Origin of the sequence: Campylobacter sp. RM16188, assembly GCF_012978795.1 — a bacterium.
In the GTDB taxonomy this organism is placed as follows: domain Bacteria; phylum Campylobacterota; class Campylobacteria; order Campylobacterales; family Campylobacteraceae; genus Campylobacter_A; species Campylobacter_A canis.
Genome location: NZ_LIWQ01000011.1, coordinates 1 through 16837, shown reverse-complemented (window position 1 = coordinate 16837; position 16837 = coordinate 1). Strand labels below are relative to the sequence as shown.

Sequence of the window (16837 nt, the reverse complement as noted above, 5' to 3'; positions counted from 1 at the left end):
AAATGGCAAATTTTAACGAAGCGTTTGAAATTTTAATGAGACTCGAGTTTAGAGGCGCTAGCGACGCACTACATATAAACCCTACTGAAGACGGTTTAACTTTTATGGGTATATACGAAAAGGCTCATCCGAGGTGGCCTGGGTGGGACAAGATAAGAGCTTCGCTGAGAGATTTCAAAAATTTAGAATACGTATCAAATCTTTTATATAAAGATAACGAACTTCGTGAGATGGTAAGGGTGTTTTATAAGCGTGTTTTTTGGGGCAAGATGAGAGGTGATGAGATAGATAGCCAACTTAAGGCTAATGAAATTTTTATATTTGGCGTTAATGTCGGGATGAAAAAAGCGATTAAAACGGCTCAAGAAATAGTCGGAGCTGAGGCCGATGGAGTGATGGGTGAGATCACTTTAGACGCACTTAGAAATTTTAAAGATGAGGACTTCGACAAGGCGTTTGATAGAGCCGAAATAGCTTATTACCAAAGAATTATACAAAACAATCCAAGTTTTAGAATATATGCTAACGGCTGGAGAAATAGAGCGTATGCGGTTTAGCTCGTATATAAAAATATGGTTGCTAGCGAAGCTTTCGCCCACAGACGGGGTTTTGCCTCGGCGAGGAGTAAAAAATGAATGCTTATTATGATAAAACATTTGTGGTGGATAGCGCTTTTATAATGGATGTAAAATATTACGATCATAATAATAAGCTGCTTAATTTTCCTTCTAAATTTACCGGTGTCGATATGGTTTTTACAAATTTAAAGAATGAAAAAACGCTTTTGATGAGCAGTATAGGCACGGTAAGAGAAGGAAGAATAAGGGTTGAGGCGAGTGCCGGTGAGTGGAATAGAGCCGAGAAAGGATTTTTTGAAGATTCGGTAAGCGATTTATATGGGTATGGCGGCAAGTGGCACTCGTATGCGCTTTGGTTAAAAAGCTCTATTTCCGATGATAGGATGTGTGTGCTTCGCGGTAAAGCAAAGCTTGTAAAGGCTAAAAAATGAGTGAAAATTACATAAACCCAAATGTTTTTGTTACACCCGATTATCTTGAAGTAAGACCGTTGGGCTATAACCCCGATACTGGAAATGAGGGAAACGGCGGCGAGCAGGGCGGTAACCCTGGTGGCACAGGTGGAGAGTTTAACCCTTTTGACCATTTAACGGAACTTGAACAAATCATAGAGGAATGGATTAACAAAGAGTATACTTTTGAGGGAGAGGATTTAAAAACCAAGCTCAAAGGTGTTTTAAAAAACATAAAAGAGCTAAAAACGGAAGTAGTCTCTATAAACGGCAAGATCAAAGCCATAGTAACTAATCAAGATATTGCTATAACTACGGATGATGAAGCTTTGGCTCAAGCTATACAGAAAATTAATGCCAAATTCGGTGAGATAACATCTTCTATCGATACTTTAAAGCAAAGTTACGCTTCGAGCAATCAAGCTATAGCACAAAAATTCGAACAGCTAAAGGCCAGCATCCCAAGCGCCGGCGGAATAGCTACAGAAATAACTAAAAACGTTCAAACGAAAATAGAACAGGCCGTAGACGGGAAAGTAACATCTATCACAGGAGATCTAACCCGCTTGAAAACCAAGGTTGATAATCAAGAGATAGCCATAACGGACGCTAAGGCAATTGCCACTCAAGGTAGGAACTATGCCGCAAGAGTAAAATCACTTGCTACGGTCGGAGATAGGGTAACAGGCTGGCAATATGCTGACGGCACGGGCAAAACTTCTACGTTTGAGATTATGGCGGATAATTTTAGGATTAGCAATTCAAATAGAAGCCTAAGCCCGTTTGTGATCGTGGGAGATAAAATAAGATTTACGGGAAACGTTGAGTTTGACCAGCAAAAACAAAGAAATACGATCATTAGAATCGAAAGATACGAAAATAACTCGTCATCGCCAAGGTCTATCAGTGTAAGCTTCCCGTATGGCTCACAGGCTGCAATAGCTCTGATTTCAAAAGGAGAGTCGGTGGTGTTTGTAGGCAAGAGCGCATCCGGCTCGGCATACAACTCTTTTGTTTTGCCCGGCGGAGCTTCGGCAGTTCTGCTGTATATGAACCAAGAAGATGTTGTGGATAAATAAGAGGCAAGAGATGTATTATTTCTTAGATGAAGAAAATGTTGTTATAGGAAGCGGAACGGCTCCTCACGGAGTGTATAAGAGTGTGGATGCGCAAACATTACATAAATATGCGCAAAATCCAATGGGGTATAAATTTAAAAACGGCAAACTTGAAAAAAGCAAAGACCTTTTAGAAAGAGAGGCCGAAGAAGAAAGGCGGAAGTTAAGAGATGTAAGAGACAAAAAGTTATTAAATTTAGTCGTAACGATAAAAAGCGGCAAGGAGTTTGATGCCGACGAGATAAGCCAAGCTAGAATGCTTATGGCTTTAAGAGCAGCTGAAATTTCAAAAGAAAAGACTATCAAATGGAAGCTTGCGAATAATTCAATAGTTGAAATCTCAAAAACTGAGCTAAGAGAAGCCATAGCCTTGGCAGTAGCTAAGACGAGTGAGCTTTTTATAGGAGAAGAGCATGGCGGTGAGTGAGACGGAATTTCAGGCTTTAAAAGCTCAAGTGTCAAGCCTGAGTAGTGAGTTTTTAACAATCAAAAATGCTTTTGCAATACTTGAAAACACGGTTAATAGTCAATACGCCTATGTTACCGGAGAGATTGATAAAATTAAAGTCGAAATTGAAAAATTAAAAGCCAAAGACAATGATATACTGGAAAGAGTCGGATCCAACGAAGCTCTTGTGCAAGGACTTCAAATACAAGATGAAGCCAATAAAATTTTAATAAATAGGATAAATAGAGAAAGAAAAGGGCTCATATGAAAAATAAAAGTTTTCAAGAGAATTATTTAGCAAATTTTAAGGGCATTCTAGAAGCTTCAGTAGATCATGGCTCGCCTTATCAAAAAGCGGTAGGGTATCTTAATGAGCAGTTTGACCGTTACAATCTAAGTGATGAGCTGAGGGCTAGGCATATCTCTGCACTCATGGCCGAGCTTACGGTAAGCTTTACAAACACCGCAATGCAGACGGCAACGGAGTTAGCTCACAGAGATATGACCCTAGAAGAGGAGCTAAGGGGGTTAAAGCTCAAAAACGATCTGCTTGAAGAGAAGAAAAAATATGAGGTAGAGATCCTTAAAGAGCAGGTGGAGCTTACTAAGGCTCAAAAGGCTAAGACTGAAGCTGATAAAGCCTTAACGGAAGCTCAGAAAAAAGCCATAGAAGAGCAAGTAAAAGATAATAGAGTGATAAAAGCATCCAGCGTCTTGGGTGAATTTTTGCAGATGATATCACGCAATGATCTTGTAGCGCCCGCCCCTATGAATCAGACACTTTTTTCTTTAATACTTCATCTTGTAAAAGACGAAGGTATCACCTTGCCTACTATACCGGACTATCAAATTAAAAAAGGCAAGTAATGAACACGTATATCGCCGTCAATGATATGCTAAATATCACAAACGACGATGGCAGCGATGTATACTCTTTTATGGCCGGGGGGATGTTTGACTATTTCCTTGCCGGTGGAAGCGGTTACTCTCAAAGCTTTGCACCGACTCCAAATTTAGAAGCGTTTTTTATCTCTCAAAGTTTTCCTTTAATTCTTTCAATGCTTGATTTTAATGAAGATTTTGTTGAGCTTGCTTTGCTTCCTATGCAAATTTTAATATTTAAAGAATACGAAGGCGATGTAGCCACCGAGATAGAAGAGGCCGTGGATGAGAGTATAAATACCGCCAAGAAGATAAACGATAAAAGCGGGGGAAGAAAAGGGTTTGACGCATACGAGAAAGATAAAAGCGGTATAACTTCGTCTAAGCAATCAAAAGATGAGTTTTTAAAAGAACTACTTGAGCAGCGCAAGAAAGGGGTTCTCAAAGGAGCTTTACAAGGGTGGGCTTTTGGTAGATACGGTCCTGCAGGGGCAATAATGGCCGGCTGGGTTTATGACGGCAAGGTAAGCGGGGCTGCCGTAGTGGATGTCGTAACAGGGACTCTTACTCACAAGGCAACTCAAATTTTAACCGAAGCTATAACCAAGGGGCTAAAGATAGGCTCAAACTGGGGGAGCTTTGGTATAGGCATGCTTGTGGGTTCTATTATAGAAGAGGCTTTTGAAGTAGCTACCGGGCTTGATAGAAACTTTGGTTTTGGTGGGGAGCTCGTAGGCGTTGATGATGTCCATGGAGCTTTTTATGAAGAGAGTTACGGCTTTATCGAGGGGATAAAAAATATGTTTTCAAGACGAGATATAGTAAGGCTTACCGATGAGCAGGGAAATTTAAAAGGATATAGCGACAAAACAGGGTCTTATAGATATACGAATATGCCTACTACTGCGGATATCATCACCGGTCGCGCTAAATTTGGAAGGCTTGAGTCTGAAAGAATAGGCAAAAGCGTGAGCGAAAAGATTAGAGATAGGTTTTATGACAGGATAGGCAAATTAGCCGAAGGCAAAGAGAGACTCTCGCAGCGCGCAATAGATGAGTCAAAAGGCAAGACGGGAGGTCTTAGCGATAGCTACTTTGAAGGCATTAGAAACGATGTGAAAAAAGAGCTTGAAAAGCTAAAAAACAATAAAGAAAAAGATAGGCAAAAAGAGGGTATGGCAAACAAGATGATGGATAAGACGAGAGATCGATCATCAAGGTCGGGCATATCTAAGCACGGCAGAAAATAGTATATAAATTTTAGGAATTTAAGGCTGATAATAAATAATAATAGTTTAAAGGAGCTCATATGTGGGATTGGTGGAATAATTTAGGAAGCAAAACGAGTGATTTTTTTAAAAACAATAGCGACGCACTTTCGGGAGCAGGCGCTCTTATAGGCGGTTTTGCGAATGCTTACGGCAATTACAAGCAAGGCAAGATGAATCAAAAAGTGCATAACCTGAATGTGGAGCTTTTGAAAGAAGAGAGGCGAAGAAGAGACAGAGCCGAGCAGAACATAGAGAGCGGTTGGTGGAGTGCCTTAGCAAAGAAAAAAGAGGATGAAGAGAAAGAAAAGAGGAGCTTGTAATGTCAAAGTGGTTTAATATAAATTATCTTCGCGCGCCTGAAATGGGTAAGGCAGCAAGCACAGGGGCGGCTTTTGGCGCGATCGGCGATAGCCTTATGAAGCTTGGTGCGATAGGGGCTGCGCGTGAAAAGATAGACACCGAGAATAAGAGACGTGCAGAGGATGTGGCCTTTAGAGATAGCGAGCTTGCGTTTAGAAAGGATGTCCACAAAGATGATATGGACTTTAAAAACAAAGACTTTATTTTTAGACAAGGCGCTCACAGAGACGATATGAATGCAAGAACAAATCAGCTAAATTGGGAGATGGAAAAATTCGGCAAAGAGCAAGATTGGAATAAGATGAAATTTTACAAAGAGCTCTTGATGGATGAAAAAAAGTTGGGCATAGAGGCGGTGAAGGCAAAAAACACAGCTGATTATTATGCTTATTTAAAAAGTGATGACGAATACAAAAGAAAGAAACAAGAGGCTGAGGACAGAGTAAATGTCGCTATTTATAGAGAGATGTTCCCTGAGCAGAGCAAAAATAAAAGCGATATAGAGATCCTTGCACTTGGCAAAATAATGCAGAATTTTCAGAATAATAAAAAAGAGGGGCATGACGAGCTTGTAAAGGTACCATGGGAATTTCATAAAGAACATGGGCATCTAAATGTGACAAAGATAACCAAAGACGGAGTATATGCTTATAAATGGTTTATAGATGGATTAGCAAAAGAGGCAGAGGCTATGAGTGAGGCCAAAGGCAATCAGGCAGGCTATAAAGACAGAGTCAATAATCTAAAAAAGAGTAAACCACTAATTTTTGGTGATGATGGAGCTATGTGATGCCTACAATAAGAGAATATCTTGGCGATGAAAAGATAGCCAAACTTGAAAGTATGGGATTTTTGCCATCGGTTGTAACTGAACTTGCCAAAACACAATACTATAAAGAAAAACAAGCTAAGCGTAATGAACTTAGCGATGCGGGACTTAGTGGGGATTTGGTCCAAAAAGTGATGAGAGGAGAGATAGACGAAAAGACGGCTTTTGGGGCACAAAAATTTCAAGATATAGGGCAAAAGACCCACGGGCTAGCTCTTGGCGGGGCTCACATGCTAACAGGCATTGCAAACGCAGCTGAGCGTGTGTCGGACTTCATAAATCCTTTTTATGAAGGAGAAAGAGACGAAAAGGAAGAATATGTCTATAAAAATGCGATAGAAAAAACTTTTAGAGATAAGGCTAAGAAGGCTGAAGAGTATAGAGATGATTGGGAGAAAGCAACCGGGAAGACGGCGTGGGGAAGCCATTTGGCGGAAGGGGCTTATGAAATAGTAGCCGACCCTGTAAATTTGATAGGCGGATATGGACTGCTTACGAAAGGCGGGAAGCTGGCTCAGTTTGCTAAAAAATCTCTTTATTTTTCGGCAACAGGTGCTGCTAGTGCGGGAGTGTCGTCTCTAGGAGAGGGGGCAAGAGATAAAGAGCTTTATAAAAATATGGCGATAGGCGCAGGAGCTGGATTTGTTTTGGGGCATGCGGTAGATCAAGCTATCATAGGCATACAAAAACTACTTGCGAAGCACGGTGCAAAATCAAATGAGAATGTTGCAAGTGATGAGGCTTTTATAAAAAAGGCTGAGAATAGTGATTTTTTAGATGTCTTAAATCCAAGTGATTCTTCTGGTGGAGGCGGGCAAAGCGGAACTAACAAAAAGACCATATATGATGTTCCATCTCTAGACGAATTTAGCACAAAAGTAATTAATGATGAGATGAAAAACGACACAATAGAGGCTAAACAGCAGGTCTTAAAAGAAGTTGCTAGCGGCAACGAGAGTTCAAAAATAATTAGCCAAGAAAAATATCAAAACATCTTAAATGACATAAAAGAGTATGGCGAGCAATATGAGGTAATCAAATTTCAAAACGAAAATCCAGACATGGCCAATCTATTTGAACAAGATTTAAAGAATAGTTCAAATAATATACAAAAAGCAAAAGAAAATTCTATAAATAGATACAATGAAGTACAAAAGGCCGCAATAAAATACAAACAAGAAAACCAAAATTTAACTCCAAAAATGCTAAAAGGGTTAATAAATGCTAACTACAAACCAACCCCGGAAGAGATATATATAACAAGGGCTATAAACAATGGGATGGATGTAGAAAATAGAGTATCAGGATACAATATCCTCTATGCTTTAGAACGAGATATAGCCTCACAAAATCCATATTTAACCCCTGAAATGTATTTTTCAAAAATCAAGAATACAGGGTATAACGATGAAGTTGCGATGGTGTTTAGCGAAGCTTATTCTAAAAAAAATGTAGACATAGCAGAAGACTTTGTGGCAAATAAAGTCGCCGAATATGGATACAAAAACGCAGTCAAAAATCTCGCAAAACATATGAAAGGAAAGGCAATAACAAATGAAAACAGCGGAGCAGAGAGTTCAGGAGAGGCTGGGAGAGTACGAGATAGCCTTTTTGATCTCGGCGATAATGCAAGCAGAGCAGAGGCAGGACAAGCAGGCGATGCGCAGATATCACAAAATGGCGGATCAGATATTGCAGTCGGTAGCGAGAACTTTGGGCGAGCCAAGATCGATGAAGCAGTGGAAGAGCGCGGAGCCGTTAAATTTGATGACGCGGATAATGCCGGCATTAGCTCAGAGCAAGTGGTGCCAAAACAAGCAGATGATGATAAAAAAGCAATAGCGAAAGCTTATAGCGACATAGATAATCTGAGCAAAGAGTATGACGTAGAGAGGTTTTTGAATGATAGGGCTGATATTTTAGCAAGTGAAGCAAAGCACTCAAAAACAAGAGTAAACAACGCCGAGATAAGACATTTTAATAGAGGCAACGGTTACGAAAGAGAGTTTGTGCCGGCAACTTATGATAAAAACTACAAGGCTGATTTTCGTATCACAAAACAAGATGTAGAAAGAATTAGATCGGGCAAGGCTACTCAGGAAATCATAAATAAGTTAAAAGATGATTTAGACGCAAGCGAGTATCTAGGATATAACTATAAAACTACAGACGAAAATTTAAGAAATGCGTATAAAACTGAGAATATAAATTGGAACGAAAAACCAAAAGGAATGAGAGATGATGAGTATGTGAACAATCTAATCTCAAACGGGAAAGCTCCTATACTCTTTTCAAATCCTGATATTGGTGGTGGGCTTGTGTCCGGCACACTAAATTCTGTTGATGAAGATGGTAATTTTAGCCCTGAAAGATTTGTAGCAGGGTTTTTGGCGGGGATTGCAGGGAGTAAAGCTGCAGTCATAGCACTAAAAAAAATCGCTCCTAAACTTTATGATAGTCTTGCAAATACCGCAAAAGCTTTTTCAAGCAAAAGCACAAAGGAAATAAGAAGCGAGATAGAAAAAATAAACGGCATAGTGCCTATTAAAAAATTCGGTGAGAACTATGCAGAGTTTTATCACAATGGCAAAGGAGCCGTGCAAAAACTGCTAGCTGAAAAAGAGGGACAAGTGGCAGGTGCATTTTTTCGCAAAGAGATAGGGGATATAACCTTACCTTGGGGCGAAGTTGGAACGGGCAGAAGCGACGGATGGGGGCTGGCTAAGATAGAAAAATTTCATCCTGAAGTTCTAGACAAGCTTGAAGAGTTAATAAAAACTTTGCCTATAAAAAAAGAAACTGACGGTAGATTTCAGCTAGAAGATAAAATTTATAAAGTTGGGATTAGAAAAGAGTTTGACGGCTATAAGCAAAACTGGGTGTTAACAGCTTTTGAGAAAGATAGCGCTTTTGCCAGCAGGACAGACTTTGGTAAAACTCCTATCAAAGCCAACGTGAAGACTGCCACGTCGAGCGACATCGTCCGAAGCTCTGGCGGCCTAAAGCCCATAGAACACTCTTCGGACAAAGGTATTATATCAAAAAAAATAAAAAATGGCGAAGATATAGATTTTAGCGATAAAAAAGTAGTAAATGAGATCCAAAAAAGTGTAGATAGCTTCGTAAAAGATAGCCTAAAAGACATAAACGTAAAGGATGAAATTTTAAGAGAATTTGATCTAAAAAATGTAAAGACGTTTGCAAAAGGCAAGAGTATATACCTAAACGAAGCACAGATAAAAACTCTTAAAAAGGATATATCAAACAGCCAAATAAAATCTATCAATGAGAATAAATTTTACTTTGATAAGGTTGGCAAAGACGGAGACAAAAAGAGATTCTTTCTGGATATAGATAAGAACGGAGCGGTTAAGATAGACGGCTTTAACAAGGCTGATACAGATGAAATCCCCGTGCAAAAAAGTGCTATGGATGAGCTTATAGACAAAGATAAGCTAAAAGGTATGAGCTTTGAAGAAAAGGCGGCTTATCACAACGAGCTTGATCCTATCAAAAAAGAAAAAATAGTAAAGACTGCTGAGCTAAACAGGCTAAAAAGGGAGATGCGCGGCATATATAATGTAATAAATAACGGCAAAGAGAGCGCAAACGTATATAAAGATCTGCAAAAAATAGACGATGCAATAAAACTAGAGGCGGGAAGCAACAAAAAGGGCGGCGGCGTTCATATCCAAAAACACTTAGACCCTGCCTCCAAAGGCGCCGTGACGCAGCAAGAGGTTATGAATATAGGAAACAATGTTAGGGAGTATCTAAAAAAATACAAAGAACCTTTTATCGACAAAGACGGCGGCAAAATTTATGAGTGGCAAGACAAAGACGGCGTAAGATTTAGAGTAGCGATATATGATAAAACAAAAAAGAGCGTCGGGGCGGGGTCCACAACCCGCATTACTACAACCGACGCTTATGAAAGTATTATAACGTTTTATTCTGACAGAAATCTTAATAGGCAAATGGAGTTTTTAGACCCAAGGGTAAGTGTAGAAGCTAAATTTGAAGAGTTTAAGGCTAAAAACCTAGATGAAGACGGAAATATAAAAGACGGATTGGAGTTGTGCTGATGGATAAGGTCAAATGTCCTTTAAAGAGCTTAAGAGAAAAACAGGGTGGGCTTTTAAAATATTTAAACAAGCTTGATAACTTTGTGGATGATGCCTTTGAAAAGGTTGAGGGTGGGTATGATAAATTCGCGAATTGGGCAGATGAGAATATCCCGTATGCAGGCAAAGTTCTTGATGTGAGGAAATTCGGCGAAGAGGTCGATGAGCTCTTGCAAGCTAATACTAGAACAAGATCTGCGATCTATGCTCAGGCGGCACAGTTTAAAGAGTATTTTGGAAATTTAAGCGTGAGCGATAGAAAGACGCTATTTAAAGCGCTTGACGGAGAGCTTGGCAAAGACGGGTTAGAAGAGCTTGCTGGTGAGAGTGTAGTAGCAACTGAAAGGATAGTAGAGAGCTTGCCGGAGCATCTTAGAGGGCTATATATAAAGGTAAGGCAGGCTATAGATAACGGAGCAAACGCTCTAGTAGAAGCGGGGGCTCTTGATAAAGACAATGTCATAACTCACTACATAAAGCACTACTATAAAAAGCATCTTGAAGAGGCGCAAGGTAACGCGAAAATAGCAAAAGCAATTTCTCAATCAAAATTTTTTAAAAGAAAAGATCTCACATGGGAGCAAAAACAGCTGCTTGAGATAGAGGATGACGCGGCATTTGCAATCACTAATACTATCTTGGAGCAGAAGTTGCAGCTGCAAAAGGCGAATTTGCTCAAAGAGTTTGCGGATAAATTTGGCAAAGACAGTATCCCGGAAGGTGCTTTTAGCGGCGAGTGGGTGAGGGTGAGTGATGAGAGCGTAGGTGGTGGGGTTAAAAAATATGGGGCGCTTGCCGGTAAATATGTCCCGAAAGAGATACACACGGCTTTAAAAGAGGCGGAAGTGTTCGGGCGAGAGATGGCGAGGTATAATCACTTCTATTTTAAGCTCATAGATCATATCAAGGTAAACGTAACTGTCAAAAATCCTTTTACGCATCTATATAACTTCGGTTCGAATATGTCTTTGGCATTTTTGCATGGAGACTTTTTGGAAAGCATGGAGATGTTTGGCAAGGCAATGAGTAGAGATGCCGAGTTTAAAAAATGGGAGAAGTTCGCGGACTCGCTGGGGCTTGATAGCCATTTAAACGATCTTGAAGGAGTGATAAAGCCGCTAAAAGGCGATGTGCAAAAGGGCAAACTGCGACAATTAGGCGAGTTTTTGTATATGACAGAAGGTTCTAAAAGCGGGGACTTCGCAAGGAGGCTGTATGCGCTGGAAGATAAGATATTTAAGATCGCGAGATTTAAGAAAAATTTAGAGGCTATCGCCAAAGATAGGGGCTTTAATGCAAACGACTTTAAGAAATTTAGCCCTGAAGAGCTTGCTGCGGCGATGAAAGACGCTCAGTATCACTATGTGGACTATTCTACTCATTTTAACGGCACTTTGAAACTAGCTGATAAGAGCGGCGTGATGCCTTTTATCCATTATTCGGTTAAAGCTACGCCTATGGTGCTAAAGGCAGCCATGAAGAAGCCGCATAGGTTTTTGATAATGCAGGTTGCGATGGCGGGACTCGGTGCGAGTGCTTGGCTTGGAGATAATGAAGAAGAAAATCTTGCAAAACCAAAATGGGCGGAAAGCGGAGTGCTGCCTAATATATTTGGACTAAAAAGCTGGACTAGAATAGGTAGCACTGGTTGGTACTTTAACTCAGGGCGGCTTATGCCCGGGTTTAGGTTTGACGGGTTTGACAAGCTTGAATTTACCGGCGGATTTGTGGGCGGAGTGCGTAATATCTTAGCAGGCAATAGCACGCTGGGATACAGCCTTGAAGGTGAGGATGACACTATGCTTGAGCGAATTTTTAGCCGCAGTGGAGAGCTTGTAAAAAGCTACTTCCCACCTATAACGCTTGGAAGATATGCAAGGCAACTTGGAGAACAGGCAATCGCGGATGTAACAGGGCTTGACATAGCGCCAAAAGACTACAACAAAGATGATCTAGGATATGGTGGGATACTTTTGCGCGGTGTCGGCGTGAGGCGATTTAACCCTGAAAAAGAGTATAAAAAAGAGCTAAATGAGGTTAAGCGCGAGTATGCGAAGCTCGTGCCTGTAGCGGTGCCTGATAGCAAGGACAAAGATAAGATGCGAAAGGCGAAAGCCCATAATGAAAAGCTTGCGAAGATGGATAAGATAAAGCTTGAAGAGAAGAAACGCGAGCTTGAGAAGAAATTTAGGACATATAAAGACATAGCATCCAAAGACGGCGTCAAGCTTGATATAGAGCTGCTTAAGCGTGAGAAGGCTGGCGGCTTTGGCGGCGCAGATCTGTTTAAGAGCCTAAAATTTGGCTCTTAATTAAATACAAACACACTCAAGGGCGCTTGAAAGGCGTCCTTTATTCTTATTTACATTACTGTTAAAATCTCTTTTGTAGGTATTTGTATGCAGGTGCTTGGCTTTTCTTGCCGGGCGCGGTTTTATATAATTTATTGGCTAAGCGCTCATCGTAGTGAAGTCTCGTAGCTTTAGCTAAGCACCAACACGCGGGAATTGCAGGAGCAAAATAACGAGATGAACTGTCGGGGTGGGGTGTGAGTGTGGGTTTTTGAAAACGAAACCCGCCCATTTGGCAAGACAAACGGAGATTTTGTGAGCGAATTTGGCTTAAGGTTTGGTTTTGTGTTTCGGGGCAAAAACGGCTTTGAAAATGTATAATGAAAAGAATACTTTTCAATACATAAATTTAAAAAGTGCGGCAAAATGGGCTTTTGTGGAATTGCGAAAATATCGGTTTAAGGTTGGCAAGGCTGATTTTGGTTAAATTTGGCTGATTTGGTTTAAGGTTAGAGTTGGCAAGTTAGTTTTATTTTTTAAGCTTTAGTTGGCTAGCTTTGGTTGTGGTCGGTCGGTTTTTATATGGTGGGGGGGGTATGAACCCATTGGACTGCCGAGCCATAATACCACGTTCAGTTTTAAAATTTTAAAAATTTGAGATTTTTACATTATAAATTTATCTTATATTTTATCTACAAAACTACGACAAGAGCGCATTTTTATCTAATTTGCTATACGTTTTATGTAAAATTATATGTATTTTAACTCTTTGCCTTTGCTTGGCGTCAGCGTTGGCGCTTGCCGGGCGGCCGGGTTGCGCATCTACACCCAGCTTTCATCTGCCCAGCCGTCATATTCCTCGTCTATATCATCTCTCTCGTCAAAGAAGCGATTTAGCAAGTATTGCAAAAGATAAGCTTCGGCATCCATTAGATCATCGCTTTTGCTCTCTACTTCCGGATCAAAGCTAAGTAGCTGCGCCTCAAGTTCATCAGTAGCGTTCAGGCTTGCGTTATGGTATATTTGCCCGGTGCGGTAATATGGCTCTAGATTTGATATCCTTGTGTTTTTGGCTTTGCCCTGATGGCTAAGCCCATCAATCGGAAGCCTGACTCCCGTAAGCTTTTGTATCACATCGATAGTGTAGAAGAAGTCATTTTGCATCCCGGCTTTTTCTATACCTATCCTATTTGGATGAAAGGCAAGATAAATTTCTATGATTTTTACGCTTTTTTCAAATGGAGTCCAAAAACCGCTTGATACGTCAATAATAAAAATTCTATTTTTTCTATCTATGGCCGAAGTCACAATAGCGGTTTGGTCTTTGCCTTTATCGCTTGCAAGATCTATCGTAGTAAAAATTCTACATTCACTTAGGAAAATTTCCTCTGCGTCTGCGGTTATTATGCTTTTGGCCTTACGTGTTTTTAACTCTCTATTATTAACACCATCTGTTACACTCACCGTTACAAAAGGTTTATCTATATCAAAATTTAGCTCTTTAAGGTATCTAAAATACTCCCTTTTAAAAATTGCCTTTTGAGGGTCAATGGCTGCACACATATACTCTTGATAAAATTCGTTTGACATTCCTTTGCCGGCCAATAAGTTTTTAATTTGCTTGATTTTTTCTAGAGGGAATCTTGACGGCCATGAACTCACTCCGTTTTTGAGTATCGGTATTTTGATGGTTGTCCATTTGAATTTATCAGCCTCTTCGTCGCCTTCTTTTGGGTTAATGATATTGTTTAATATGCTATCGTCATGTAATATCGTCCCTATAATTACGATCTTGCCCTTTGTCGGGTGCAGGGCAGGGAGTAAATCGGCATAAAACCAACTTTTTAGTTTTTGTCTGTTTGATTTGCTAGTGATACCGTATTGTCCGACTTTGCTTTCCAAATCATCTATGATAATAAGCGTTGGTCTGATGTTGTTTATATTTGCGCCGCGCGGATCTTGTCCTGCTGAGATAGACACCACGTAACACTTTTTCTCAATTTTTTTGCCGTTCTTATCTTTCTGCCCGGTATCAACTAAGACTTCGATCTTGTCTTTGTTCCATGTTTTGCCGCGCCTGATTCCATAGCCTTTGGCTGCTGCCTTGTCTATTATATTTTTTGTGGCTTCAAGAAAATTTATCGCCTTCTCTTCGTTACTAGAGGCTATCATGATAAAAGGCTCTGCCTTAAAGTATATCCGCGCAGTAGCATAAATTTTGTTTAGTAGAGTACTTTTGCCAGCACCCCTAAAAACTGCTGCTGCTTTATATTGTTCAGGTCTGTCGATAAATTTAATAAGGTCAAGATGAATTTTAGGAGTTCTATTTTCAAAAATCTCTGGTTCAATATCTTTAGCAAATTTTAGATATAGTTGTGGCGATATCTCCATAGTTAGCCTTTGTTTTTTTATTTTAAAGGCTACTTTTTATATTCCTAAAAAATATATATTGTTTTTTATACTGACTTTTTTACTGACATTTATAAAAAGGTAAAGAGTCATAAAGCAAATAATATAGGGGTTACTTTATTTTATATGAATTCCTTCGAGCGCACCATTTTCTTAAAAATTTTATACAATCATTAAATATTTTATAAACATAATAGTAACATTACGATATAATAGTCTTGTATTTTAAATTTGTTTTAAAGGAGATTTTATGAAAAGGCTTATTTTTTCGGCTTTAGCGATATGCCTAGGTTTTTCTTTCGTGCAAGCGGGACAAGATTATGCCAATGGAGTTAGTGCAAGAAATAAAGGCGATATGGTAAGTGCGATTCAGTTTTTTCACGCCAGTTGTTTTAATAAAAATAACGATTTGGCTTGCTACGAGGCGGGTAAAATTTATGAATTCGGCTTTGGTGGAAAAGTAAAAAAAGATCAGTCTTTAGCCCAGCAAGCCTATCAAAAATGCTGCGATAAAACAGGCAGAAGTGATTGCTGCTCTAAAGTCGGAAAAGATAGTGGCGGAGGACAAGTTCAGGAAGGTTCTGATTTTTCCAGATATGTAACCGCATGTGAAGGCGGCGACTCCGTATCATGCAATAAGGCTTACAAAATAAGCAAAGAGAAATTTTTCGCGCAAAAATCTTGCGATCTTGGCGATCTTGACGGTTGCAATGATTTAGGTAATTTTTACTTCGGCGCTAATGATTACAAAAAAAGCTTTGAACTATGGGAGCAAGGTTGCAAGAAAAACCACGGGCTATCTTGCCGAAATTTGGCATATTCTTATAGAGAGGGCAAAGGCGTGAGCCAAAATGTGGAAAAAGCCATTAAAGTTTTAGAGCCTCTTTGCGAAGGAGAAAGACCTCAAGATTGCTTGGTTTTAGGGATTATATATAAAGACGATCAATACGGGAAAAAAGATATACTAAAAGCTTATAATCTTATTAGTAAAGCTTGCGCAAGCGGTAAATCCAAAGACTCTTGCAAGGTCATTAATAGTCCTGATTTTATGGCGGCGGCTTGCGATGGTGGAAACGGCGAAGCATGCAGAAATTTAGGCTTTGCGTATGCAGCGCAAAAGGATCCTAAGGCTGTTGAGTATTTTGAAAAGTCTTGCGAATATAAACTTGCCGCAGGCTGCACGGGACTAGGGTTTTTGTATTTAAAAGGTGGTTTAATCGAAAAAAATGAGGCTGAAGCTAAAAAATACTTTAAGCTAGGTTGCGATTTGGGAAATAAAACAGGCTGTGATGAGCTGATGAATTTTTAAAATCATTGGTAGTTAGTATTTAGAGTGTTTTTATATCAATGGAGCAAAAAATAAAATAAAATCACTAAGAAAGGCTTAAGATGAAAGTATTAGCAGGACTTTTAGTCGTAGTTGCGATTTTTGGAGGAATTTTCTTAAAGTATTACAATCAAGTTCCAACACTTGACGAGACAACCAAAGAGAAGTGGTCGCAGGTGCAAAACCAGTATAAGAGGCGTGCTGATCTGATACCAAATTTAGTTAGCACGGTGCAAGGATATGCGGCTCATGAAAAGAGCGTATTTGCAGAAGTTACCGAGGCTAGAAGCAAGGTTTCTCAGATAACCATCAATGCAAACGATGCTAGCGATCCTGCGAAGATAAGAGAATTTATGGAGGCTCAAAGACATCTTGGAGGCGCTTTATCAAGGCTTATGGCTGTGAGTGAAAATTATCCGCAATTAAAAGCCGATCAAAATTTCCTAGCTCTTCAGTCTCAGCTTGAAGGCACTGAAAACCGCATCTCCGTTGCAAGGAAGGATTATATAGCTTCGGTTAAGGAGTATAACCTAGCTCTTAGAACTTTCCCCGGAAAATTTGTGGCTCAAATTTTTCATCCCGAGGCTAAGCTGAAAGATACTTTTGAGGCTAGCGAGAGCGAACAAAATGCACCGGAAGTATCGTTTAAATAGCAACCAAAAGGAGCTATCGTGAAAAAGATATTATCTATCTTACTTCTTTTTGCGTCTGTTTTTGCTGCCGATATCAAATTCCCCCACCTCACCGG

14 protein-coding genes are annotated in these 16837 nt (G+C 39.8%); 13 read left to right on the top strand and 1 reads right to left on the bottom strand.

The window, feature by feature from the left end; translation table 11 throughout:
* Positions 1 to 2 precede the first annotated feature (2 nt).
* The 11 genes from CDOM16188_RS07610 (at position 3) to CDOM16188_RS07560 (ending at position 12374) form a co-directional block, all read left to right on the top strand.
* Positions 3 to 557 carry a putative peptidoglycan-binding domain-containing protein gene (locus CDOM16188_RS07610; protein WP_172201061.1) on the top strand — a complete coding sequence of 185 codons (555 nt, stop codon included), beginning with the start codon at positions 3 to 5 and terminating at the stop codon, positions 555 to 557.
* 74 nt (positions 558 to 631) lie between these two features.
* Positions 632 to 1009, top strand: coding sequence for a hypothetical protein (locus CDOM16188_RS07605; protein ID WP_172201059.1), 378 nt, complete (start codon positions 632 to 634; stop codon positions 1007 to 1009).
* Entirely contained in the window at positions 1006 to 2109 is a 1104-nt protein-coding gene (locus tag CDOM16188_RS07600; RefSeq protein WP_172201057.1) for a hypothetical protein, read from the top strand. The genes CDOM16188_RS07605 and CDOM16188_RS07600 overlap by 4 nt, the downstream gene beginning before the upstream one ends.
* A 10-nt stretch (positions 2110 to 2119) precedes the next feature.
* Positions 2120 to 2575: a DUF4376 domain-containing protein gene (locus tag CDOM16188_RS07595; protein ID WP_172201056.1), complete on the top strand. Its 456-nt coding sequence runs from the start codon at positions 2120 to 2122 to the stop codon at positions 2573 to 2575.
* Positions 2562 to 2864 carry a hypothetical protein gene (locus CDOM16188_RS07590; protein WP_172201055.1) on the top strand — a complete coding sequence of 101 codons (303 nt, stop codon included), beginning with the start codon at positions 2562 to 2564 and terminating at the stop codon, positions 2862 to 2864. Before CDOM16188_RS07595 ends, CDOM16188_RS07590 begins: the two co-directional genes overlap by 14 nt.
* Positions 2861 to 3463 (top strand): hypothetical protein, encoded by a 603-nt coding sequence (locus CDOM16188_RS07585; RefSeq protein ID WP_172201054.1) that lies wholly within the window; start codon positions 2861 to 2863, stop codon positions 3461 to 3463. Before CDOM16188_RS07590 ends, CDOM16188_RS07585 begins: the two co-directional genes overlap by 4 nt.
* On the top strand, positions 3463 to 4728 hold the full coding sequence (locus CDOM16188_RS07580; RefSeq protein WP_172201053.1) for a hypothetical protein: 1266 nt from the start codon (positions 3463 to 3465) through the stop codon (positions 4726 to 4728). Before CDOM16188_RS07585 ends, CDOM16188_RS07580 begins: the two co-directional genes overlap by 1 nt.
* A gap of 59 nt (positions 4729 to 4787) precedes the next feature.
* A complete protein-coding gene (locus CDOM16188_RS07575; RefSeq protein ID WP_172201052.1) occupies positions 4788 to 5069 on the top strand; it encodes a hypothetical protein in 282 nt (93 codons plus the stop codon).
* Positions 5069 to 5899 carry a hypothetical protein gene (locus CDOM16188_RS07570; RefSeq protein ID WP_172201051.1) on the top strand — a complete coding sequence of 277 codons (831 nt, stop codon included), beginning with the start codon at positions 5069 to 5071 and terminating at the stop codon, positions 5897 to 5899. The genes CDOM16188_RS07575 and CDOM16188_RS07570 overlap by 1 nt, the downstream gene beginning before the upstream one ends.
* Positions 5899 to 10023: a hypothetical protein gene (locus CDOM16188_RS07565; RefSeq protein WP_172201050.1), complete on the top strand. Its 4125-nt coding sequence runs from the start codon at positions 5899 to 5901 to the stop codon at positions 10021 to 10023. Before CDOM16188_RS07570 ends, CDOM16188_RS07565 begins: the two co-directional genes overlap by 1 nt.
* Positions 10023 to 12374, top strand: a complete 2352-nt coding sequence (locus CDOM16188_RS07560; RefSeq protein ID WP_172201049.1) for a hypothetical protein — start codon at positions 10023 to 10025, stop codon at positions 12372 to 12374. The genes CDOM16188_RS07565 and CDOM16188_RS07560 overlap by 1 nt, the downstream gene beginning before the upstream one ends.
* Positions 12375 to 13175: 801 nt before the next feature.
* Here the strand turns inward: CDOM16188_RS07560 and CDOM16188_RS07555 are convergent.
* Positions 13176 to 14744 carry a hypothetical protein gene (locus tag CDOM16188_RS07555; RefSeq protein WP_172201047.1) on the bottom strand — a complete coding sequence of 523 codons (1569 nt, stop codon included), beginning with the start codon at positions 14742 to 14744 and terminating at the stop codon, positions 13176 to 13178.
* Positions 14745 to 15012: 268 nt separating this feature from the next.
* Between CDOM16188_RS07555 and CDOM16188_RS07550 the strand changes: the two genes are divergently transcribed.
* Both CDOM16188_RS07550 and CDOM16188_RS07545 read left to right on the top strand, forming a co-directional pair.
* Complete coding sequence (locus tag CDOM16188_RS07550; protein ID WP_172201045.1) at positions 15013 to 16071, top strand: tetratricopeptide repeat protein; 1059 nt, start codon at positions 15013 to 15015, stop codon at positions 16069 to 16071.
* A gap of 80 nt (positions 16072 to 16151) precedes the next feature.
* Positions 16152 to 16742, top strand: coding sequence for a LemA family protein (locus CDOM16188_RS07545; RefSeq protein ID WP_172201043.1), 591 nt, complete (start codon positions 16152 to 16154; stop codon positions 16740 to 16742).
* Positions 16743 to 16837 lie beyond the last annotated feature (95 nt).